Below are 21,471 nucleotides of genomic sequence, written 5' to 3'. Positions count from 1 at the left end.
CAGCGTGACCCCCTCCCCGGTCCTGCCCCGGCAACCGGTTCCCCCGAGGCCGTCATCAGTCGCCGCGTCGGCGTCCCGCTCCACCTGGTGCTCCACCGTGTGCCCCACCCCCATCCCACCCCCACTCCTGCGGAGGCCGGCATGTACGGCTATCGGAAGCTGGTCTGGCTCGGGCTGACCCCTGAACCCGAACGCGAGCTGCCGCACGCCGTCGCGGCACTGCGGACCCAGGCGACCGGCTCACCCGCGGTGACCGGCCCACCCCCGGCGACTGCTGCCGCCGAGAGCCGCCGCGTCCAACGCCTGATCCTGCACGGCAGCCAGCGCGGCTGGCTGCGCTATCTGGCCGAGGTCACCGCGCTGGTCGCGGACGTGGCAGCGGGCACCGCACCCGGCGACCCGCGCACCGCGGTGCTCGCCGGCGAGGTGGTGCTCAGCCACCACCACATGCTGATCGGCCTGCCCGGACCGGGTTACGACCGGGCCGCAGCCGACCGGACCACGCTCACCGCAGCCCTCCGGACCCTGCACGAACGACTCCGGACGGACTCGGACACCCACCCGCAGCCGATCCGACCACGAGGTGACCGATGACCACGATCCGCACCCCGACCGGGGACCCGTCCCCGGTACTGGGCCCGAACCCGCAGACCGTCGAGTCCCTGGACGGGTACCTGGCCGCCGGCGGCTACCGGCCCTGCCCCGACACCGGTGCCCTGCTGGACCGCGTGGCCGCCGCCGACCTGCGCGGACGCGGCGGAGCCGGCTTTCCCGCCGCGACCAAACTGCGCTCGGTCCGCGACCGCGGCGGAACGCCGGTGGTGGTGGCCAACGGCGAGGAGGGCGAACCGGGATCGGCCAAGGACCGCTGGCTGATGCGCGCCCGCCCGCACCTGGTCCTGGACGGGCTGGCCCTGGCCGCCGCGATCACCGGCGCGGACCGGGGATACGTGTACCTGTCCGACGCCGTCGCCGCCGAGCGGATCCGGCAGGCGCTGGCCGAGCGCGATCCCGGACTGCCCGTCAGCGTGCTGCGCACCGAGCACGCCTATGTGGCGGGCGAGGAGACCGCCGTGGTCCGCCGCATCGACGGCGGTCCCGCGCTCCCCACCGCCAAACCGCCCCGCCCGTTCGAGCGCGGTGTCGGCGGCGCGCCCACCCTGGTGGCCAACGTCGAGACGCTGGCCCGGCTGGCACTGCTGTCCCGGTACCGGGACGGGGCCGCGACCACCGCGCTGGTCACCCTCTCCGGCGGCCCGCGCCATCCGCTGCTGACCGAGGTCCGCTACGGCACCCCGCTGCGCACCCTGGCCGAACTGCACGGCGTCCCGCAGCCCCGCGCCGTGCTGATGGGCGGCCTGTTCGGCGGACTGCTCGACCCCGATCGGCTGGAACTCCGGCTGGACCAGGCCGAGTTGGCCTCAGCCGGCAGCGGGCTCGGCTGCGGCGCGATCCGCTTCCTGGACGCGGACGAGTGCCCCGTCGCGATCACCGCCGATGCGCTGGAGCTGCTGGCCGCGGAGAGCAGCCGCCAGTGCGGCGTCTGCGTCTCCGGGACCCGGGCCATGGCCGAGACGCTGTCCGCCCTGGCCACCGGCGTCTGCGGCACCGAGGGCACCGCGAACCTGGCCCGCTGGTCCCGGGGGCTGCCCGGACGCGGCGCCTGCGGCCTGCTCGACGCCGCGGCACGACTGGCCGGCTCCCTGCTCGCCCACTTCCCCGAACTCGTCGCGGCCCATCTCCGACGCCCCTGCCCCACCTGCGCGGCGACCCCGCCCGACAGCGGCCGACGCCTCCACGTCCCCGCCCCCGACATCGCCCCAGGGGCGCAGCGGCTGACCGCGATCGACCGACCACACACCACCCCAGGGGCGCGAGGAACCGCGCGAGCAACCCTCTCGCCGACGTCCGGTTGACCGCTCACCCCGGACACCCACCCACCCGACAGACCAGATTCGCCGCCGAAACGCGAGGCCGCACCATGAAACTCCTGCTGGATTCCACCCTCTGCCAGGGCTACGGGCTGTGCCAGGAGCACGCACCGGCGCTGGTCGACCTGGACGAATGGGGCTACGCCCAGATCCTGGCCGCACAGCCGGCCGCCGACCAGGAGCCGGCCGCCCGCGCGGCCGTCGAGGCCTGCCCCAACCGCGCGCTGCGACTGGAGCGCTGACGATGCGACGAGACCTGACCGCGCTGTTCGACCCGACCTCGGTCGCCGTCCTCGGCGCCAGCGACGACCCGGCCAAGTACGGCCACGCGGTGGCCTCCCAGGCGCTGCGCGCCCCCGGGCGCCGACCGGTGCACCTGGTCAACCGGCGCGGCGGCACCGTCCTCGGCCGCACCGCCGCCACCAGCCTGACCGGAATCGGCGAACCGGTCGACCTGGTCGTCATCTCCGTCCCCCAGTCGGGCTTCGAGGATTCCGTCGAGGAGGCCCTCAGCTGCGGCGCCCGGGCGATCGTCGGCATCACCGCCGGCTTCGCCGAGACCGGCGCGCAGGGCCTGGCCCGGCAGCGGGCCATCGCCGAGCGGGTCCGCGCGGCCGGCGCGGTACTGGTCGGCCCCAACTGCCTGGGCATCACCGACAACACCACCGAGCTGTATCTGGCCTCCGACAGCTTCACCCCCGGCGCGGTCGCCCTGCTGAGCCAGAGCGGCAACCTCGCACTGGAGCTGCAGCTCCGGATGGGCCCCTACGGCCTGGGCTTCTCCCGCTTCGTCTCGCTGGGCAACCAGGCCGACGTCACCCTGGTCGACCTGGTCGCCGACTGCGCCCGGCACGAGCCGACCCGCGCCATCGCCGTCTACGCCGAGGACTTCGGCGACGGGCGGTCCTTCGCCGAGGCCGCCGCCCAGGCCGCCGCCGAGGCGGGCAAGCCGGTGGTGCTGCTCACCGCCGGCCGGGGCAGTGCCTCGGCGCGCAGTGCCAAGTCCCACACCGGCGCGCTCACCACCTCCGGCGACGTGGTCGCCGCCGCCTGCCGCGACGCCGGGATCCATCTGGTGCACACGCCACGCGAGATGGCCGCCGTGCTGGCCGCCCTGAACGCGGACCGCCGCGCACCGGGCCGGCGCGTCGCGGTCTTCACCGACGGCGGGGGCCACGGCTCCATAGCCGCCGACGCCGTCGAGGCCGCCGGGCTGGAGGTACCCGAGCTGGGCACCGGTTCCCAGCAGCAGCTGGCGGGCGTGCTCTGGGAGCAGTCCGCCGTCGGCAACCCGGTCGACCTGGCCGGGATGGGCGAGCAGGACCCGATGTCCTACGCCCACAGCGTCCGGGCCCTGATCCGGGCCGACGAGGTGGACGCGGTCCTGATGACCGGCTACTTCGGCGGCTACGCGGCCGCCGAGGGCGGACTCGGCGGGGCCGACGGCACCCTGGGCGCCGCCGAACTGGAGGCGGCCCACGCGATCGCGGCGGACCTGACCCGCAGCGGCAAGCCGCTGGTGGTGCAGTCGATGTACCCGCGCTCCCGCAGCTGCCAGGTACTGGCCCGGGCCGGCGTGCCGGTCTACGAGGCGGTCGAGGACGCGGCCCGGGCCCTGGCCGCTCTCGCCGCCGGCCCGGCCGCCGAAGGCTCCGGGATCACCGGTCTCCCGCCGGCCGCCGACCCCCTCCGTGCCGCCGACTACCACGGCACCCGGCGCCTGCTGGAAGCCGCCGGTGTCGCTTTCCCGCCCGCGCGCGAGGTCTGCTCGGAGCAGGAACTGCGGGCCGCCGCCGGTGAGTTCGCGGGCCCCTATGTCCTCAAGGCGCTGCATGTGCTGCACAAGTCCGACGCCGGCGGCGTCGCCCTGCAACTGGCCGACCAGGACGCGCTGGTCGACGCCTACCGCACCATGCACGCCGCGCTGGGCGCGCCGTCCTACTCGGTCGAGGCCATGGCCGACCTCTCCGGCGGCATCGAGCTGATCGTCGGAGTCAACCGCGACCCGCGGTTCGGCCCGATCGCCATGGTCGGGCTCGGCGGGGTGCTCACCGAGGCGCTGGGCGATGTCGCCTTCGCCCTCGCCCCGGTCACCGCGCAGCGCGCCGAGCAACTGTTGCGCGGCCTGCGCAGCGCGGCGCTGCTGGACGGGGTGCGCGGGCGGCCGGCCGTCGACGTGGCCGCCGCGGCGACGGCCGTCGAGCGGATCACCGCTGTCGCCGCCGCCCACCCGGAGATCGCCGAACTGGAGGTCAACCCGCTGCTGGTCAGCCCGTCCGGTGCCCTCGCCCTCGACTCCCGGGCCGTACTCGGCTGAGCCCTTCACGGCGAGCCCCACCCCATCCCCGCGCTCCAACTCCCGTACCCCCACCCTTCGGAGAGCAGCCATGGACTTCCGCTACACCCCCGAGCAGGCCGACCTGAAGCGGCGCGCCGCCGCGTACTCGCAGCTGCTGATGCGCTACGAGGACCAGTCCGAGCAGGCCGGCGGCCCGCTCCCGGCCGACACCGTCAAGGAGTTGACCCGGGCCGCGATCGACGCCGGCGTCTACGCCATCAACATGCCGAAGGACCTGGGCGGCGCCGGGCTCTCGCTGCTGGACCAGGTGATCGTCGAGGAGGAGTTCGGCAAGGTCACCAACTGCCTGTGGGACATCCCCTGGCGGCCCGCCAACGTGCTGATCCACGGCACCCCGGAGCAGCGGGAGAAGTACCTGCTGCCGATCATCCGGGCGGAGAAGTTCGACGCCTTCGCGGTCACCGAGCCGGGCGCCGGTTCCGACCCGTCCTCGGGCACCACCACCGCCACCAGGGTCTCCGGCGGCTGGCTGATCAACGGCGAGAAGTGGTTCGTGACCTGCGGCGACATCGCCGACTTCCTGCTGGTCCAGGCCGACGCCGGTCCGGAGCGGGCCGCCACGCTGTTCTTCGTCGACAAGCAGGCGGCCGGGGTGGCCATGACCCGGGTGCCGCACTTCATGCACAGCGCCGTGAACGGGCACCCGGAGTTCACCTTCACCGACGTCTTCGTCCCGGACGCGGACGTGCTCGGCGGCGTCGGCAACGGCTACGAGCTGACCAAGGAGTGGTTCACCGACGAGCGACTGATGATCGCCGCGCGGACCGTCGGCGCGGCCGAGCGGGCCCTGGAACTGGCCCGCGACTGGGCCGTGCAGCGCGAGCAGTTCGGCGCCCCGATCGCCTCCTTCCAGCTGATCCAGGGGATGCTCGCCGACAGCGCCGCCGAGATCGCGGTCCACCGCGCCTACACCCACCAGGTCGCCTGGGAGGCGGACCGGCCGGAGACCGACCGCAAGACCCTGCACGCCAAGGCGTCCACCGCCAAGCTCGCCGCCAGCGAGGCGGCGGGCCGGGTGATCGACCGCTGCGTGCAGATCTTCGGCGGACGCGGCTACGACCGCTCCTACCCCGTCGAGCGCCTCTACCGCGAAATCCGGGTCGACCGGATCTGGGAGGGCACCTCCGAGATCCAGCGCCTGATCATCGCCAACGAGCTGATCAAGCGCGGCACCCGGGCGCTGCAGCTGCCCACCCACTGACTCCTCTCCGCCACCCCACCACACCCGAGAACAGGGACCGACATGGACTTCCGGCTCACCCCCCACCAGGTCGAACTCAAGACCACCGCCCGCGCTCTGACTGAGATCGTGATGCAGTACGAGCAGGAGTGCGAGGAGAACAACGGGCTGCCGCCGCAGGCGCACGACGCCGTCCGCGCGGCGGTGCTCGACTCCGGGCTGCAGGCCGTCAACATGCCCGCCGAGTGGGGCGGTGCCGGGCTCACCATCTTCGAGCAGGCCGTCGTCCAGGAGGAGCTGGGCCGGCTCACCGGCGCGCTGTGGGACATGGTCTGGCGGCCCGCCAACGCGCTGCGCTTCTGCACCCCGGAGCAGCGCGAGCGCTTCCTGGTGCCGGTCATCAAGGGCGAGCGGCGCGACTGCTACGCCGTCACCGAGCGCGGCGCCGGCTCCGACCCGCAGAACCTGGCCACCACCGCCACCCGCACCGACGGCGGCTGGCTGATCAACGGCGAGAAGTGGTTCGTCACCGTCGGGGACCACGCCGACTTCGTCATCCTGCTGGCCGCCGCGGGCGAGGAGAAGGCCCCCACGCTGTTCCTGGTCGACAAGGACACCCCGGGGATCACCATGACCCGGGTGCCGCGCTTCATGCACACCTTCGTCTACGAGCACCCGGAGTTCACCTTCACCGACGTCCTGGTGCCCGAGGACGCCGTGCTCGGCGGGGTCGGCAACGGCTATGACATCACCCGGTCCTGGTTCACCGAGGAGCGGCTGATGATCGCCGCGCGGACCATCGGCGCGGCGGAGCGGGCCCTGGAACTGGCCCGCGACTGGGCCGTGCAGCGCGAGCAGTTCGGCGCCCTGATCGCCTCCTTCCAGCTGATCCAGGGGATGCTCGCCGACAGCGCCGCGGACATCGCCGTGCACCGCGCCTACACCCACCAGGTCGCCTGGGAGGCGAGCCAACCCGACGCGGACCGCAAGACCCTGCACGCCAAGGCAGCGATCGCCAAGCTCTCCGCGAGCGAGGCGTCCGGCCGGGTGATCGACCGCTGCGTGCAGATCTTCGGCGGACGCGGCTACGACCGCTCCTACCCCGTCGAGCGCCTCTACCGCGAGCTGCGGGTGGACCGGATCTGGGAGGGCACCTCCGAGATCCAGCGCCTGATCATCGCCAACGAGCTGATCAAGCGCGGCACCGGCGTCCTGCAACTGCCCTCCGCCGACTGACCGTACGTCAGCCGGGCGTGCCGTCGCGCGCCGGCGGCACACCCGGCGGGCAGCAGTCCCCCGGCAGCACTGAAAGCCGCAGCACTGAAAGCCGCAGCACTGAAACCCGCGGTACCGAAACCCGCAGTTACCGAACGGAAGGGTCGCCGTATGGCGGACATAGCACGCGTTGGTGTCGTTGGCTGCGGTCTGATGGGCTCCGGCATCGCCGAGGTCTGCGCCCGCGCGGGGCTGGACGTGGTGGTCGCGGAGGCGAACCCCGGCGCCGTCAAGGCCGGCACCGCCAGGATCGTCGCCTCGCTGGAACGCGCGGTAGCCCGGGGCAAGCTGTCGCCCGAGGAGCGGGCTGCCGCGCTGGACCACCTCACCGTCACCGACCGGCTGGAACGGCTGGCCGACCGCGACCTGGTGGTCGAGGCGGTGGCCGAGAACGAGGCCGCCAAGGTCGAGGTCTTCACCCGGCTGGACGGCATCGTGCGCCGGGCGGACGCGATCCTCGCCACCAACACCTCCTCGATCCCGGTGATCCGGCTGGCCAGAGCCACCTCGCGGCCGGAACAGGTGGTGGGCCTGCACTTCTTCAACCCGGTCCCGGTGCTCCCGCTGATCGAGCTGGTGCCCTCGCTGCTGACCGGCGCCGGCACGCTGGAGCGCGCTGCGGCCTTCGCCACCGGCCCGCTGGGCAAGGAGGTGATCCGCGCCCAGGACCAGGCCGGCTTCGTGGTCAACGCCCTGCTCGTGCCCTACCTCCTGAGCGCGGTACGGATGGTGGAGTCGGGCCTGGCCTCCGCCGAGGACGTCGACCGCGGCATGGTCCTGGGCTGCGCGCACCCGCTGGGCCCGCTCGCCCTGGCCGACCTGATCGGCCTGGACACCACGGTCGCCATCGCCGAGTCGCTGTACCACGAGTACAAGGAGCCGCTGTACTTCCCGCCCCCGCTGCTGGCCCGGATGGTCGACGCGGGCCTGCTGGGCCGCAAGTCCGGCCGCGGCTTCCACCGCTACCCGTGACCCGCCCGCGGTCGCCACCACTCGCCTGAGGGATCCCCGGTCAGATCAGGTCCAGGCGGGCGGCCTGGACGCCTGCCTGGAAGCGGGTGCGGGCGCCGAAGGAGTCCATGAACTCGCGGACCAGCCGCTGCACGGTGCGGGTGGAGACGCCCAGTTGGCGGGCGATGCTGTCGTCGGTGAGGCCCGCGGCGAGCAGCGTCAGCAGCTCGCGCCGCCGCCCCTCCGCCTCCGATTCCTCCGACGTTCCGGTGCGCGGGATCCGCATCGCCTGGGACCAGGACAGCGCGAAGAGGCCTGACAGAGCGTCAAGAAGGGAGCAGGGGCGGACCACCAGGGCACTGTGCAGCGCCGATCCGGTGCTGACCGGCAGGAGGGCCCAGCGCTCGTCGACCAGGGCGAGCTTGAAGGGAAGCCGGGGCAGCATCCGGGAGTGCTCGCCGACACTCATGTACCGGTGGATGTCGGCGAGCCGCTCGGGATTGCGGACGACCTGGCTCTCGTAGATGACCTGGACCACGACGCCCTTGCGGATCAGCGTGCTCTCGTACTGCGGGTCGGCGGCCAGGACATGGGGCGACTTGTCCAGGATCTGGATCTGGGAGTGCGCGCTGTCCTGCAGGGTGCGCCAGCAGCCGGCGATGGCCTCGCGGCCGCTGACGACCTCGATGAGTTCGTCCGAGCCCGGGGCCTGCCGGCTCCGGCGGTAGCTGCGCATCAGCTCGTCCACCCGGCCGCGCAGTTTCATCAGCTCGGCCTCGCGTCTGCGCATCAGTGCTTCGAGGGCGATGTCCGGTGCGGTCGCGCGCCAGCCGGCCGGGTGCGTGCCATCCCGCTCCACCAGGCCGTATGCGGTCAGGGACTCGGTGTGGTAACCGAGTTGATGCTGCGTCATATCGAGACGGCGGGCCAGTTCCGGCGCGGCGAGGCCAGGCTCGGCGAGCAGCCGCAGATACACGGCCTCCTCGGCACGGGAGAGGCCCAGGCAGTCGAGCAGCGCCGTGGCGCCGTCGCCGCGGGTTTCGCGCATCGACCGGCCTTTCCCGCGTCGGTCGCCCCGGGGAGAGGCGGCGGTACACATGCATGGCATGTTCCCGCCATGTCGGGTTCTGGAATCGTCCCACGTCTACCAGCCGGGCCGCAACAACCCTGAGTGTGAGCTGTGTGACCGGAGTGGGATCCCCCAACCCCACTGCGCCAAACCCCCCACACCCCCATGGAGTTCAGCCATGCCCGCAGCCACGTCACGTACTGCCGCGGCGCTTGTCGCCGCAGCCGGCGCCGCCGCCCTGGCCCTCGCGACGCCGGCCACCGCCGCGCCCGCCGCCACCGCCCCGCAGGCCTCGTCACCGCAGGCCTCGTCACATGCCTCGTCCGCCTTCGGCCCCGCCCCGGTCCAGCGACGCGGGGCGCACCACCCGCACACCCGCTTCGACGGCGGCAGCGTCTGGGGCGGTTACGTGGCCCAGGGCAGCGGCTTCCAGAACATCTCCGGTTCCTGGACCATGCCGCAGGTCCAGTGCAACACCGCCAACGACCTGTTCGCACCCTGGGTCGGCATAGACGGCTACGGCTCACAGACGGTGGAGCAGACCGGGGTACAGGTCGACTGCTCCAGCGGTTCACCCGTCCTGTCGGGGTGGTACGAGATGTACCCGGCGCCGCCGCAGTACTTCAACGACCCGGTGTCGACCGGCGACTCCTTCACCGGCGCCGTCAGCACCGACGGTTCGGGGAACTACACGCTCACGCTCACCGACAACACGCAGGGCTGGACGGAGAGCACGCAGCAGCAGCTCGACGGTCAGAACGTCAGCGCCGAGGCGGTCATCGAGTCGCCCACGCAGAGCTACCCCTCCTTCGGCCGGCTCGACTTCTCCAACGTCACGGTCAACGGCCAGGCCTTCGACGCGTTCGGGCCGCAGGCGATCGACAGCGGCCAGTACACCGAGACCGCCCTCAGCAACGGTTCGTTCTCCATCGTTCCGGCAGGCGGCGGCTTCGCGAGGACGAACCACACCACGGCCGACAGGCCCGCGTCGATCCGCTACTGACACAGCGGCTTCCGTCCGTCTCGATCCCCACACCGAGAGAAATGCGAGTGTCGTGAACCTCTCCCCCCACCGCAAGTCCCCCCACCGCAAGAGCACCGGCCGCCTCTGCGCGACGCTGTTCACCGCCGGCGCGGTCGCGCTGCTCCCGGCGACGCAGCTGGTCGCCGCCCCCACCGCCTCCGCCCAGGCGCCCAGGTCCGCCGCCGCCCGCCCCACGGGCGGGGCCGTCCACTACGTGCGCAGCCACGGCCACCTGGTCCGGGTGGTCACCCACGGCAGGTTCGGCGTCTACCCGGCCGGCGGCACCCACGCCGGGTCGGCCGTCCCCGCCGCCGCTTCCGCCGCCTCCGCCGCGTCCGGAGGCCTCCAGTACGGCGGCGGGGTGGTGCAGCACAGTCCCCAGGTCTACCTGGTCTACTGGGGTTCGCAGTGGGACAGCGACCCCAACGCGGTCCAGCCGTACATGACGAACCTGTTCAACGGCGTCGGCACCGCCTCGGACACCTGGTCCAGCACCACCACCCAGTACCCGGACGGCAACGGAGCCGGCCCGGTGTTCAACGGCCCCGTCCTCGCCGGGAGCTGGGTCGACGACAGCGCACCCGCGCCGGCCGCGTCGCAGCAGTCCGACATCGCGGCCGAAGCCGACGCGGCCGCCGCGCACTTCGGGGTGGCCGGCAACCCGGACGCGCAGATCGTGGTGATGAGCCCGCAGGGCACCTCCCCCGACGGCTGGCCGTCCTCCGGCTTCTGCGCCTACCACGACTACACCGGCAGCGTCTCCTACACGAACATGCCCTACCAGCTCGACGCGCCCAGCGGCAGCCGCTGCCCCAACGCGGCGCTGGGCGGCGCACTCGACGCCTTCAGCATCGTCGAGGGCCACGAGTTCGCCGAGTCGGTGACCGACCCGCAGCCGTCCAGCGGCTGGGTCGACGCCAACGGCGAGGAGATCGGCGACCTCTGCGAGAGCAACTTCCAGCCGGTGGCCCTCTCCACCGGCACCTTCGTCATGCAACCGCTCTGGAGCAACAACGACGGCGGCTGCGTGATCACCCCCGGCTCGGGCAACTGAGCCGCACCCCCAGGGCCGTTGCCCCACCGCTCGGCTACCCGAGCGGTGGGGCAACGGCCTGAGCCCGTCCGGTCAGACCGGGAGGACCGGGCCGGGAGCGAGGTCGAGGGACGCGGTCGACGAGGCGGCGATCCGGGTCGCGTTGGAGCCGACGAACTGGCCGATCCAGCTCTTGGGCATGGCGGCGCCGTGGTTGTGCACCAGGTTGCCGGAGTACTGGCCGCCGCCGTGGGCGGCGAACTCGGCGGCCGTGAAGCCGTCGAACTGGGCGAAGCAGGTCACGCCGGTGGCCCCGTTGAGGTCGAGGGCGTTGCCGGTCATCACGGCCGCCGGGTCCCGTCCGAAGGTGGCGAGGGCGGATCCGAAGTAGACGGCGGTGGCGTTGCCCAGTGCCCGGAAGTAGTTGCCGATCACCTGGAGGCCGTGGCCGTGGCAGGCGATCGGGACCTCCGCGCAGAGGTCGAAGTAGCATCCCTCGATCCGCAGCGTCCACGGGTTGCCGGCCAGGCCGTAGTTGACGTGGCTGGAGCCCTCGGCCGAGGAGAAGTGGCACTCCATGATGCCCCAGCCGCCCGCGCCCGCCAGGGTGGGACCGAGCTGGACGCCGTGGCTGTGGCCGTTGACCTGGCAACCGATGATCCGGCCGTCGGTGCTGCCGCCCCCGGGGTAGGCGGTCGACAGGCCGTCGGCCACGACGAAGCTGCCCGCACCGTAGGAGCAGCAGAACAGCACCCGGCCGTTGACCGAGAAAACGTTGGCGGTGCCGGAGGAGAGGAAGCGCACGAATCCGCCGGTGCCCAGCCCACCGGTCGGATAGCCCTTGAAGCCCGGTGCGCCGCAGAAGACGTCGCGGCAGTTCTGGAAGGTGACGTCGGAGGTGTCGACGACACTGGCGCCCCAGAGCGCCGGGGCGGCGGTTCCGGTGGGTGTCGTGCCCAGGAAACCGAGGCCGTCGACGGTCAGACCGTGCGGATTGGCGTCGACCACCGCGCCGTTGCCGCTCGAACCGACCGTCAGGAGTGTGGTGGTGGCGGCGCTGAACGGTGCGAGGACCGACCCGGTCAGGGTCGCCGCCGCCGGTCCGTTGGCGTCGTACAGGTCGGACCACCCCTGCAGTCGGCCGATGCCGCCCGGAACGGTCACTCCTGACGTCCGGTAGCAGCCGCCGGGCGCGGGCGGGAAGGTGACGACGGCGCCCTTGACCGTTGCCGCGGCGTTGAGGGCGTTCTGGATCGCCGTGGTGTCGTCGGTCCTCCCGTCGCCGACCGCACCGTACGCCGTCACGTCGAACATCGTCTGGGCCCGCTGGGTGGCCGCGGACGCGGGAGTCGCGGTGGCCGACGCCGCGACCAGGCCGACCCCACCGCTCAGAGCGGCGAGGCGCAGCGCGTCACGGCGCCCGACCGTGCGATTGCTGTCCATGGTGGTTCCCTTTCTTCACAGGGATGGCAGGGGTGGAGCGAACAGGAGTCAGGTCACCGGCCGCCGAGCCTGCTGACGGCGGCGAGGGCGACCCTCGGAAACGGTCCGGTGCAGCTGGGACAGGCCGGGGAGGCGGCCGGGTCGTTCAGCCAGTAGCCGTCCACGTCCGCCTGGACCGCACGCGCGGACCGGTCGATGACGGCCGCGGTGACGGGGGTTCCCGACGGGTTGGTGCTGATCCCGGCGAGGACGACGACGCCGGGATGGGCGCGGCGTGCCTGGGCGGCGGCCGCGGAGACGAAGGAGGCGAACAGGGTGGGGTTGTCCTCTGCGCCCTGGGCCTGGAGGTCCAGCACGTCGGCAGAGGACGCGATGTCCCCGGCCAGGCCCAGGCTCAGATAGGTGTCGAAGGCGCCGGTGGTGGCGTCGGGTCTGAGCTGCTTCACCAGGTCGGTGGCGGGTGCCGCGATGAAGAGCAGATGGTGCTGGTGGACGAGTTGGGCGGCCAGCTGGTCGTAGTGGGCCGGGTCGGCCTGCTCGGCCGCCGGGGTCAGCGACCAGTGCTCGTTGTCGTAGAGGACGGCGCGGATGCGCGGGTCCAGCGTGTGGCGGGCGAAGGCGGACTGGAGCGCGGTCCAACTGCTGAAGCTGGCGGTGGGGGTGCTGCTCCAGCCGTGCGGAACCGCCCAGTCGCCGGCGCCGGTCAGCACGTAGGCGTGGGGGGTGTCGAAGTTCCTGGCGGTGGTCCAGCCCGCGGTGTCCGCCGCCAGCAGCCGGGTCAGGGTGGCGCCGCTGACGATCCAGGACCGCCCGTCGGACGCCCCGGTGGCCGGGCCGCCGGACGCCGGCGCCGACGAGCCGGAGCGCAGGGCGGACGGTGCGGCGGTCGGGGTCGCCCCGCTCCCGGGTCCCCCGCAGCCCGCCAGGGCGGCGAGGACCGCCAGGACGCAGACGGCCAGCACGGCCGCCGTCGCCGTGACGCGTCGCCGGTGCTGTGGTCGCAGGTGCTGTGCTCGCCGTTGCTGCGGTCGCAGGTGCTGCATCGGAGCTCCTCTCCTCGTTCTCACTCGGGCTCCCGGCGTCAGGACCCCGGCGCGGGGTCGGGTTGCTGACGCCGGGTCGGGAGCAGGGAGCGCAGCGCCGCCGGCATCCGTACCGGCCGGGTGCCGCAGGCCAGGGTCGACTCCAGCTGGAAGAAGCGCTTGAGGAGCGAGAACGGCAGCCACAGCGGGATCCACGCCAGCAGGTGCGCCCGCCGGTAGAAGAGGATGACGAAGATCCTGGGGATGATCGCCGGCAGCTGCGCCAGCGCGAAGACCACGGCGAAGCGGGCGACGTTGTGCTGCGGCTGCGGCTGCAGCGTCCCGTAGAGGATCGCCAGGATCATCACGAAGAAGTGGATCGGGGAGGTCAGCCGGGTCCCCGCGCTCCTGGGCAGCTCGAACCAGAACCGGGGGCCCGGGGCGCCCTGGCCGAAGGGCGTGAACCGGGAGAAGTTCATCATGCCGCCGAGTCCCCAGCGGAAGCGCTGGACCCGCAGCTGGCCGACCCGGGGCGGCACGTCCTCGTAGGAGACCGCGCGCGGATCCATCACCACCCGCCAGCCCAGCCGGCCGAACGCACAGGTGAACTCGGCGTCCTCGCCGAACATGCCGTGGATGAAGCCGCCGAAGTCGACCGCCACCTGGCGGCGGAAGGCGCAGAAGGTGCCCGGGATGCAGGGCACGGCGTCGACGGTGGTGAGCGTGGCCAGGCAGAAGCCGTAGGTGAACAGCTGCTCCATGGCACGCATCCGGTCGATCCAGGTGCCGTACGGCTCCTTGGGCAGCGTCAGTACGCCGACCGTGCCCACGCGCGGGTCGGCGAGGAAGTGCGGGATCGAGTGGGCGAAGGCGTTGGGATCCAGCGCGCAGTCGGCGTCGACGCGGTAGACGTAGTCGGCGGTGCAGCGCGCCAGCGCCAGGTTCAGCGCCTTCGCCTTGCCCGCGTGCGGGCCCTGGATCACCTCGCCGGTCGCGTACCGGTAGCCGGCGACGACCGCCTCGGCCAGCGCGCGGGTGTCGTCGGTGGAGCCGTCGTCGCACATGACGACGTGCACCGGCCCCCCGTACGCGCCCGCCGCCCGGTCGATGGACCGCAGCAGCCGCTCGATCCCGGCCGCCTCGTTGTACGCCGGGATGATGACGTCCAGTGCGGGGCGCTGCGGTCCCGGGCGCGGCTTGCGCCCGCCCGCCACGCGCACCAGCGCGAGCAGGGTGAAGGTCACGTCGGTGACCCCGGAGCGCAGGCCGGCCAGGATGAGGAAGGCCGCGAGCGGATGGCTGCCGACACGCTGGATCAGCAGCACCGCGAGGGTCGTGACGATGCTGAGGCTGCCGACCAGGCAGAGCGAGAGGACCAGGTTGTCCTGCCAGTCGCCACGCCGCAGCCGGGGCAGCGGTGTCGGGGCGGGCAGCCGGTAGGTGGTGAAGGTGAGGCGGTAGATCAGCAGATAGCCGAAGGTGGACTGGAGCAGCAGGGCGATCAGCGGGGCAGGGCCGAGCGGCAGGCCGGTGGCGGCGCCCAGGATCGCGGTGAAGCAGTCGGCGAGCACGGACAGGGCGATGAACAGCGGCGCGTGGGCCAGGATCATCAGCCGCCGTCCGAACGTCGCCGGCAGCACCACGGCGATCGTCACCAGGTAGCCGACCACCGCCGCCGGTATCAGCGGCGGCAGACTGCGCGCGTACATCGTGGTCAGGTGGGTGTCGCTGTTGGCCGCGGAGAGGGTGTCGGCGACCAGGGAGTTGTAGGCCTGGGCGAGCTGAGGGTGCCTCAGCGCGACGATCAGCGTGCTGACGGCCGCTCCGACCAGGAGGAAGCTCAGTGCGCGCGGTATCGACGGGCGGCGGATCGGCGGCAGTTGCACGATCCGGCCGGCGCCGCGGTCCGAGTCGTCGAAGCGCCGGGACAGCGGCCAGCGCACCAGCAGGAGCAGCAGGGCCAGGTCGACGGCGAGGAGGGCGATGGTGCCGGGATGGAACATCGGTGGGCCCCGCTCCTCAGGTGTCCGGGCCGGACAGGCCCCGGGATCGCAGCACCCTGCGTTCGAGCGGGGCGAAGACCAGCAGATTGACCATGACGCCCACGCACAGGATCAGGATGATCGCGCAGAAGGCGAGTCCCATGTCGCCCGCGTCCTGGGCCTGTTTGAGCAGGCGTCCCAGGCCGTGGCCGAGGGCCGGGGAGACCGCGATGATCTCGGCGGCCATCAGCGAGCGCCAGGCGAAGGCCCAGCCCTGCTTGAGTCCGCCGACGTAGCCGGCCAGCGCCGCGGGCAGCAGCACGTGCCGCACCGAGGCCAGCCTGCGGGCGCCCAGGTTGCGGCCGACCAGCAGGAACAGCGGCGGTACCTGGTCGAGCCCGGAGACCAGGCCGAGGGCGATCGAGGGCACGGCACCCAGCAGCACCACGCAGTAGAGGGCGGCCGGGGTCACTCCGAAGAACATGATGGCGGGCGGGACCCAGGCGACCGAGGGCAGATTCTGCAGTCCGGCCAGGACCGGGCCGACCGCGACGCGCAACGGCCGGAGCCGGCCGACCAGCAGCCCCAGCGGGGTGCCGATCAGCACCGACGCGACGAAGCCGAGCAGCCCGTGCAGGACGCTCTGGCCGACGCTGGGCCAGACCTCCCCCTGCCGCAGCGCACCGAGCATGCTCTGCCAGACCTCGGCCGGTCCGGGGAGCACCCAGTCGGGTTCCCAGCGCGCCAGGACGACGGCCTCCCACAGCACCAGCACCAGTGCCACCGCGAGGAGCGGGGGCAGCACCGAGCGGCGCAGCCGGACCAGGGCTCCGACCGGCCTGCGGGCGGGGGCGTCCAGGGCGTCGAGTCCGGCCTCGACCAGGTCGCTGTCAGCGGCGGGCATGGCGGCTGATCTCCTCACGCAGGTGCTCGGTGATCTCCACGGCCAACTCGGCCACCGCGGCGTCCTCGATCCGGCGCGGCTGCGGGATCTCCACCGTCCACTCCGCCGCGATCCGGCCGGGCCGGGAGGAGAGCAGGACGACGTGGCGGCCCAGGCGTACCGCCTCGCGGACGTTGTGGGTGACGAAGACCACGGCGCAGCCGGTCTCCTGCCACAGCCTGATCAGCTCGTCGTGCAGCACGTCCCTGGTGATCGCGTCCAGGGCGGCGAACGGCTCGTCCATCAGCAGCACCTTGCTCTCCTGGGCCAGCGCCCGGGCCAGCGCCACCCGTTGCCGCATCCCTCCGGAGAGCTGGTGCACCGGTCGGTCGCGGGCCCCGTCCAGCCGTACCAGGGCCAGCAGCCGTTCGGCCCGCTCGCGGCGTTCGGCCCGGCGCACCCCGCGCAGCCGCAGCGCCAGTTCGACGTTGCGGCCGGCGGTGAGCCAGGGGAACAGGGCGGCGTCCTGGAACATCAGCGCGGCATGGCCGCCGGCCACGTCGACCCGGCCGGAGCTGGGCCGGTCCAGTCCGGCGATCAGGCTGAGCAGTGTCGACTTGCCGCAGCCGGAGGCTCCGATGACGCAGGTGAAGCCGCCCGGTGGGACGGCCAGGTCGATGTCCTCCAGGACCGGCGGACCACCGGTTCCGGCTCTGGCGTAGCTCTTGGTGACACCACGGAGGTGCACGGCCGGATCGGGCGCCGTCCCCGCCGCGGGTACGGGCGGTGCAGTGCTCGATGCGATGCTCATGGCCTGGTCCTTTCCGGCGTGCGAGTGCTCGCGCGGGTCCGTCGTCGGGAGGGTGCTGGGCAGGGGTTCACATGGCAGGGGTTCACCGGGCAGGGATTCATCAGGCGGGGGTTCACCGGGCGATGGCGGGGCGGCCGCGTGCGGCCAGGGCCTGGTCGAGCGGGGCCAGGTCGTAGATTCCGTCGACGGGGGTGTCCGGCAGCAGGCCGACGGCGACGGCATGTTGCAGGATCGTCGGCAGGGAGCCGGTGACGGGGTCGTCGGTGAGCGTCAGCTCGCTCCAGGCGCGGGTGGCCTCGGCGGGGAGCAGCGCCGTGCCGGTCAGCGAGCGCAGTGCGGACTCGGCGGCCTGCCGCGCCGCGGCCGGGTCGGCCGCGATCCAGGCCTCGGTGTCGAGCTGCGCGTTGATCAGGGCCCGTACCGTGCCCGGATGTGCGGTGAGATAGGAGGTGGCCACCACCAGGTCGGTGCTGGCGAACCGGCCGCCCGGCCACAGCGACCGCTCGTCCACCAGCACGTGTCCGCCGCCCTCGACGACCAGGCGCGAGGCCCACGGTTCGGGCACCCAGGCGCCGTCGATGCGCCCGGCGCGGAACTGCTCCAGCGTGGTGGCGTTGCTCTGTGGGACGACGGCGACGTCACCGCCGCCGCTCGGGTCGGTGCTGAATCCCTGCTGCTTGAGCCAGTAGCGCAGGGCCACGTCCTGGGTGTTGCCCAGCTGCGGGGTCGCCAGGGCTCGGCCGCGCAGCTGACCCGGCGTCACGATGCCGGGCCGCACCACCAGTTCGGCGCCGCCGATGGTGGCTCCGGCCACCACCCGCAGGGCCTCGCCGTGGCTGTGCACATAGGCGTTGAGGGCGGAGGACGGGCCCACGTAGGCGGCGTCGAGGTGGCCGCCGAGCAGGGCGGTCATCTCGTCCGGGCCCGCCGCGAAGACCTGCGGCTCCAGCCGGGTGGAGCCGAGGTCGCGGGCGTAGCGGCCCTGGCCGACGCCGATCAGGGCGGTGGCGTGGGTGATGTCGGCGAAGTAACCGAGCCGCAGTTCCGCCGCCGGCCCGGGGGCGGCGGCGACGCCGACCGCGCAGCCGGTCACCGCGCCGAGCAGCGCCAGTATCATGATCATGACAACACAGGAGCGATGACTGGACTCAGTCCGCATGATCGGCGACTCCCCCGTCGAGAGTGCCGACCATCCCGGCGGTGAGGGTTGCTCCGTCGGCCTCGTCCACCAGCAGGAACGAACCGGTACCCCGGTTGAACCGGTAGTCGTCGACGGCCAGCGGCGCCGCGGTGCGCAGCGTGAGCTGGCCGATCTCGTTGGCCGACAGGCTCGGCGGCGAGGGGTCCGCGGCGAGCGACTGCAGGTCCAGCCGCGCGTCCAGGGAGTGGACGATCGCCCGGACGCTGCTGGTCCCCTGGCGCAGCAGGACCCTGTCTCCCGCCCGCAGCGGCCGGTCGGCCAGGTGGCAGACGGTGGCGGTCAGCTCCCGGGTGACCCTGGGCGGCGAGGCCGACGGGGCGACCACGTCCCCGCGCGAGACGTCCAGGTCGTCCGCCAGGCGCAGGGTGACCGACTGCGGCGCGAACGCGAGGTCCACGTCCCGCTCGCCGAGCCGGTCGATGGCGGCGATGGAGGAGTGCTGTCCGGACGGCAGCACCACGACCCGGTCGCCGCGGCGCAGCACGCCCGAGGCCAGCCGGCCGGCGTAGCCGCGGTAGTCGCGGAACCCGCCGGAGGCCTGCGCCCGCAGCACGTACTGGACCGGGAACCGGGCCGCGAACCCGAACGGCTCCTCGTCGGCGTCGACGACCTCCAGGTGTTCGAGCAGGGTCGGGCCGCAGTACCAGTCCATCGACGCGGACGGGTCGACCACGTTGTCGCCGTGCAGGGCGCTGATCGGAATGGAGACGGCCCCGGGCACGCCCAGCCGCGCCGCGTAGGCGGTGCACTCGTCGGCGATGGCCGCGAAGACCGACTCGTCGTGGCCGACCAGGTCCATCTTGTTGACGGCCACGACCATGTGCGGCACCCGCAGCAGCGCGGCGACCGCGATATGGCGGCGGGTCTGCTCGGTGACCCCGTTGCGGGCGTCGACCAGCACCACCGCGAGGTCCGCGGTGGAGGCGCCGGTGACCATGTTGCGGGTGTACTGCACGTGGCCGGGGGTGTCGGCGAGGATGAACCGCCGCCGGGCGGTGGCGAAGTAGCGGTACGCCACGTCGATGGTGATGCCCTGCTCTCGCTCGGCGCGCAGGCCGTCGGTGAGCAGCGCCAGGTCCGCGGCTGGCAGTCCGCGTTCGCGCGAGACCCGTTCCACGGCCGCGAGCTGGTCGGCCAGCACCGCCTGGCAGTCGTGCAGCAACCGCCCGACCAGGGTCGACTTCCCGTCGTCCACCGACCCGGCGGTGGCCAGCCGCAGCAGCGAGGCCTCGGCGCCCGGCGCGGCGGCCGGGGATATTCGATGATGGATCGTCATGTCAGAAGTACCCCTCGCGTTTGCGGTCCTCCATCGCGGCCTCGGACAACTGGTCGTCCGCCCGGGTGGCGCCGCGCTCGGTCAGCGTGGAGGCGGCGATCTCGGTGATCACCTCGTCGACGGTCGCGGCGTGCGAGTCGACGGCTCCGGTGCAGGACATGTCGCCGACGGTGCGGTAGCGGACCTGGCGCCGTTCCAGGGACTCACCGTCGGCGGGTCCGCCCCAGTCGCCCGCGGCCAGCCACATCCCGTCGCGATGGAAGACCTCACGCCGGTGGGTGAAGTAGATCTCCGGCAGGTCGATGCGCTCGCGGGCGATGTACTCCCAGACGTCCAGCTCGGTCCAGTTGGACAGCGGGAAGACCCGGACGTGCTCGCCACCGCGCCGGCGCCCGTTGTAGAGCGACCACAGTTCCGGCCGCTGGCGGCGCGGATCCCAGGCGCCGAACTCGTCGCGCAGCGAGAACACCCGCTCCTTCGCGCGTGCCTTCTCCTCGTCCCGGCGACCGCCGCCGAACAGCGCGCCGAGCCGGCCGCGGGCGATCGCGTCCAGCAGCGGCACGGTCTGCAGCGTGTTGCGGCTCCCGTCCGGCCGCTCGCGCAGCCTCCCGTCGTCGATGAAGTCCTGGACCCGGGCGACCGTCAGCCGCAGCCCGTGCCGGGCCACCACCCGGTCCCGGTACGCGATGACCTCCGGGAAGTTGTGCCCGGTGTCGACGTGCAGCAGCCCGAACGGCAGCGGCACCGGCCAGAAGGCCTTGAGCGCCAGATGCAGCATCACGATCGAGTCCTTGCCGCCGGAGAACAGCAGCGCCGAGCGTTCGAACTGCGCCGCGCTCTCGCGGAAGACGTGCACCGACTCGGACTCCAGCACGTTCAGATGGGAGAGCCGCCGGGGGCCCGCCGTACTCTCGGTCAGCAGGGTGACCTGCTGTTCCTCGCTCATGAGTGCAGCCCGCACTCGGTCTTGGGCCGACCGGCCCAGCGGCCGGACCGGAGGTCCTGACCGGGCAGCGGACGCCGGGTACAGGGCTCGCAGCCGACCGAGGTGTAGCCGTCCAGCAGCAGCGGGTTGACCAGGACGCCGTGCTCGGCCACGTAGGCGTCGACGTCGTCCTGGCTCCAGGCCGCCAGCGGGGAGATCTTCACCTTGCCGCGGCGTGCGTCGTAGTCGACCACCCGGACGGACGCCCGGCTCGGTGACTCCTCGCGCCGCATACCGGTGATCCAGGCGGTGTAGGGGTGCAGCCCCCGCTCCAGCGGTTCGACCTTGCGCAGCGCGCAGCAGCGGTCCGGGTCGCGGTCGTGCAGTCGCGGACCCCACTCGGCGTCCTGCTCGGCAACGGTCCGACGGGGGGTCAGTGAGATCAGACTGATCCGGTACGCCTGGGCCACGGCGTCGCGGGTGCCTCTGGTCTCGGCGAAGTGGTAGCCGGTGTCCAGGAAGAGCACGTCGATCCCCGGCGCGACCTGCTGCGCCAGGTGGACCAGGTGGGTGTCCGCCATCGAGGAGGCCACCACCAGTCCGCGACCGAAGGTGCGGTGCGCCCAGGACACGATCTCCGCGGGGTCTGCCTTGGCCAGACGGGCGTCTGCCTCGTCGGCGAGCACACGGAGATCGGCGCCGGAAGTCACCTGGAGGTAGGTATCCGATTCATCGTCAGAACGGGCTCTCTTTATCATAGGAGCCCTCCTTTCCCTGCCCGAAGTGATAGCACAGGGCGCGCCGTTCAAACACATTCGACATCGGGCCCTTACCAAACGTTAACATTTGTTCCTGACGAATCAGGGGACTCCCGGAATCATCCCTTATTCACCCGGAACTCCGGCCGGCGGGCCGACCGGTATACGCGATCATGGATTCCCGGCCGGCGGCGCGCAGCGATTGATCATTCCAGCGGCGACGCCAGGGGCGCCGAGGTTACCGCCGAGTTACCCCTGACACCTCTGACCAGTGGTGACAGGGCTGCGCTGCCTGTATAGACCACTATCGAAACAAGGCCGCTTCCTCCACTTGCTTGGCATGCGCTG

19 protein-coding genes are annotated in these 21,471 nt (G+C 72.6%); 9 read left to right on the top strand and 10 right to left on the bottom strand.

Annotated features, from left to right (window positions below):
• Nucleotides 1-141 precede the first annotated feature (141 nt).
• The 7 genes from ABH925_RS01865 to ABH925_RS01835 all read left to right on the top strand — a co-directional run bounded on the left by ABH925_RS01865 (nucleotide 142) and on the right by ABH925_RS01835 (nucleotide 7,717).
• The gene (locus ABH925_RS01865; protein ID WP_370144835.1) at nucleotides 142-594 is read left to right on the top strand and encodes a hypothetical protein; all 453 of its coding nucleotides are present in this window, start codon (nucleotides 142-144) and stop codon (nucleotides 592-594) included.
• Nucleotides 591-1,916: an NADH-ubiquinone oxidoreductase-F iron-sulfur binding region domain-containing protein gene (locus ABH925_RS01860; protein WP_370144834.1), complete on the top strand. Its 1,326-nt coding sequence runs from the start codon at nucleotides 591-593 to the stop codon at nucleotides 1,914-1,916. Before ABH925_RS01865 ends, ABH925_RS01860 begins: the two co-directional genes overlap by 4 nt.
• A gap of 65 nt (nucleotides 1,917-1,981) precedes the next feature.
• Nucleotides 1,982-2,173, top strand: coding sequence for a ferredoxin (locus ABH925_RS01855; RefSeq protein WP_370144833.1), 192 nt, complete (start codon nucleotides 1,982-1,984; stop codon nucleotides 2,171-2,173).
• Between the two features lie 2 nt (nucleotides 2,174-2,175).
• On the top strand, nucleotides 2,176-4,248 hold the full coding sequence (locus tag ABH925_RS01850; protein WP_370144832.1) for an acetate--CoA ligase family protein: 2,073 nt from the start codon (nucleotides 2,176-2,178) through the stop codon (nucleotides 4,246-4,248).
• Between the two features lie 70 nt (nucleotides 4,249-4,318).
• Entirely contained in the window at nucleotides 4,319-5,491 is a 1,173-nt protein-coding gene (locus ABH925_RS01845) for an acyl-CoA dehydrogenase family protein (protein ID WP_370144831.1), read from the top strand.
• 42 nt (nucleotides 5,492-5,533) lie between these two features.
• A complete protein-coding gene (locus ABH925_RS01840) occupies nucleotides 5,534-6,706 on the top strand; it encodes an acyl-CoA dehydrogenase family protein (RefSeq protein ID WP_370144830.1) in 1,173 nt (390 codons plus the stop codon).
• A gap of 150 nt (nucleotides 6,707-6,856) precedes the next feature.
• Nucleotides 6,857-7,717 carry a 3-hydroxybutyryl-CoA dehydrogenase gene (locus ABH925_RS01835; RefSeq protein ID WP_370144829.1) on the top strand — a complete coding sequence of 287 codons (861 nt, stop codon included), beginning with the start codon at nucleotides 6,857-6,859 and terminating at the stop codon, nucleotides 7,715-7,717.
• Nucleotides 7,718-7,757: 40 nt separating this feature from the next.
• On the opposite strand, the gene ABH925_RS01830 is transcribed toward ABH925_RS01835, so the two are convergent.
• Nucleotides 7,758-8,744 (bottom strand): helix-turn-helix domain-containing protein, encoded by a 987-nt coding sequence (locus tag ABH925_RS01830; protein WP_370144828.1) that lies wholly within the window; start codon nucleotides 8,742-8,744, stop codon nucleotides 7,758-7,760.
• 199 nt (nucleotides 8,745-8,943) lie between these two features.
• Between ABH925_RS01830 and ABH925_RS01825 the strand changes: the two genes are divergently transcribed.
• Both ABH925_RS01825 and ABH925_RS01820 read left to right on the top strand, forming a co-directional pair.
• Nucleotides 8,944-9,768: a G1 family glutamic endopeptidase gene (locus ABH925_RS01825; RefSeq protein ID WP_370144827.1), complete on the top strand. Its 825-nt coding sequence runs from the start codon at nucleotides 8,944-8,946 to the stop codon at nucleotides 9,766-9,768.
• 52 nt (nucleotides 9,769-9,820) lie between these two features.
• Nucleotides 9,821-10,843 (top strand): hypothetical protein, encoded by a 1,023-nt coding sequence (locus ABH925_RS01820; protein ID WP_370144826.1) that lies wholly within the window; start codon nucleotides 9,821-9,823, stop codon nucleotides 10,841-10,843.
• Between the two features lie 72 nt (nucleotides 10,844-10,915).
• Here the strand turns inward: ABH925_RS01820 and ABH925_RS01815 are convergent, their stop codons facing one another.
• The 9 genes from ABH925_RS01815 to ABH925_RS01775 form a co-directional block, all read right to left on the bottom strand.
• Entirely contained in the window at nucleotides 10,916-12,265 is a 1,350-nt protein-coding gene (locus ABH925_RS01815; RefSeq protein ID WP_370144825.1) for a glycosyl hydrolase family 28-related protein, read from the bottom strand.
• A gap of 53 nt (nucleotides 12,266-12,318) precedes the next feature.
• Nucleotides 12,319-13,308: a hypothetical protein gene (locus ABH925_RS01810; protein ID WP_370144824.1), complete on the bottom strand. Its 990-nt coding sequence runs from the start codon at nucleotides 13,306-13,308 to the stop codon at nucleotides 12,319-12,321.
• Nucleotides 13,309-13,346: 38 nt separating this feature from the next.
• Complete coding sequence (locus ABH925_RS01805; RefSeq protein ID WP_370144823.1) at nucleotides 13,347-15,290, bottom strand: glycosyltransferase family 2 protein; 1,944 nt, start codon at nucleotides 15,288-15,290, stop codon at nucleotides 13,347-13,349.
• Nucleotides 15,291-15,306: 16 nt separating this feature from the next.
• Entirely contained in the window at nucleotides 15,307-16,173 is an 867-nt protein-coding gene (locus ABH925_RS01800; protein WP_370144822.1) for an ABC transporter permease, read from the bottom strand.
• Nucleotides 16,160-16,963 carry an ABC transporter ATP-binding protein gene (locus ABH925_RS01795; protein WP_370144821.1) on the bottom strand — a complete coding sequence of 268 codons (804 nt, stop codon included), beginning with the start codon at nucleotides 16,961-16,963 and terminating at the stop codon, nucleotides 16,160-16,162. The genes ABH925_RS01800 and ABH925_RS01795 overlap by 14 nt, the downstream gene beginning before the upstream one ends.
• A gap of 112 nt (nucleotides 16,964-17,075) precedes the next feature.
• Nucleotides 17,076-18,086: an ABC transporter substrate-binding protein gene (locus tag ABH925_RS01790; protein WP_370144820.1), complete on the bottom strand. Its 1,011-nt coding sequence runs from the start codon at nucleotides 18,084-18,086 to the stop codon at nucleotides 17,076-17,078.
• A 25-nt stretch (nucleotides 18,087-18,111) separates the two neighbouring features.
• The gene (locus ABH925_RS01785; RefSeq protein ID WP_370144819.1) at nucleotides 18,112-19,440 is read right to left on the bottom strand and encodes a sulfate adenylyltransferase subunit 1; all 1,329 of its coding nucleotides are present in this window, start codon (nucleotides 19,438-19,440) and stop codon (nucleotides 18,112-18,114) included.
• 1 nt (nucleotide 19,441) lies between these two features.
• Nucleotides 19,442-20,386 carry a sulfate adenylyltransferase subunit CysD gene (gene cysD, locus ABH925_RS01780; protein ID WP_370144817.1) on the bottom strand — a complete coding sequence of 315 codons (945 nt, stop codon included), beginning with the start codon at nucleotides 20,384-20,386 and terminating at the stop codon, nucleotides 19,442-19,444.
• Complete coding sequence (locus ABH925_RS01775; RefSeq protein WP_370144816.1) at nucleotides 20,383-21,123, bottom strand: phosphoadenylyl-sulfate reductase; 741 nt, start codon at nucleotides 21,121-21,123, stop codon at nucleotides 20,383-20,385. The genes cysD and ABH925_RS01775 overlap by 4 nt, the downstream gene beginning before the upstream one ends.
• Nucleotides 21,124-21,471: the final 348 nt, after the last annotated feature.

The sequence above is a fragment of the Streptacidiphilus sp. EB129 genome, assembly GCF_041262645.1.
In the GTDB taxonomy this organism is placed as follows: Bacteria; Actinomycetota; Actinomycetes; order Streptomycetales; family Streptomycetaceae; genus Streptacidiphilus.
The sequence above is the reverse complement of the archived record's forward strand: the minus strand, read 5'-3'. Positions and strand labels throughout refer to the sequence as shown.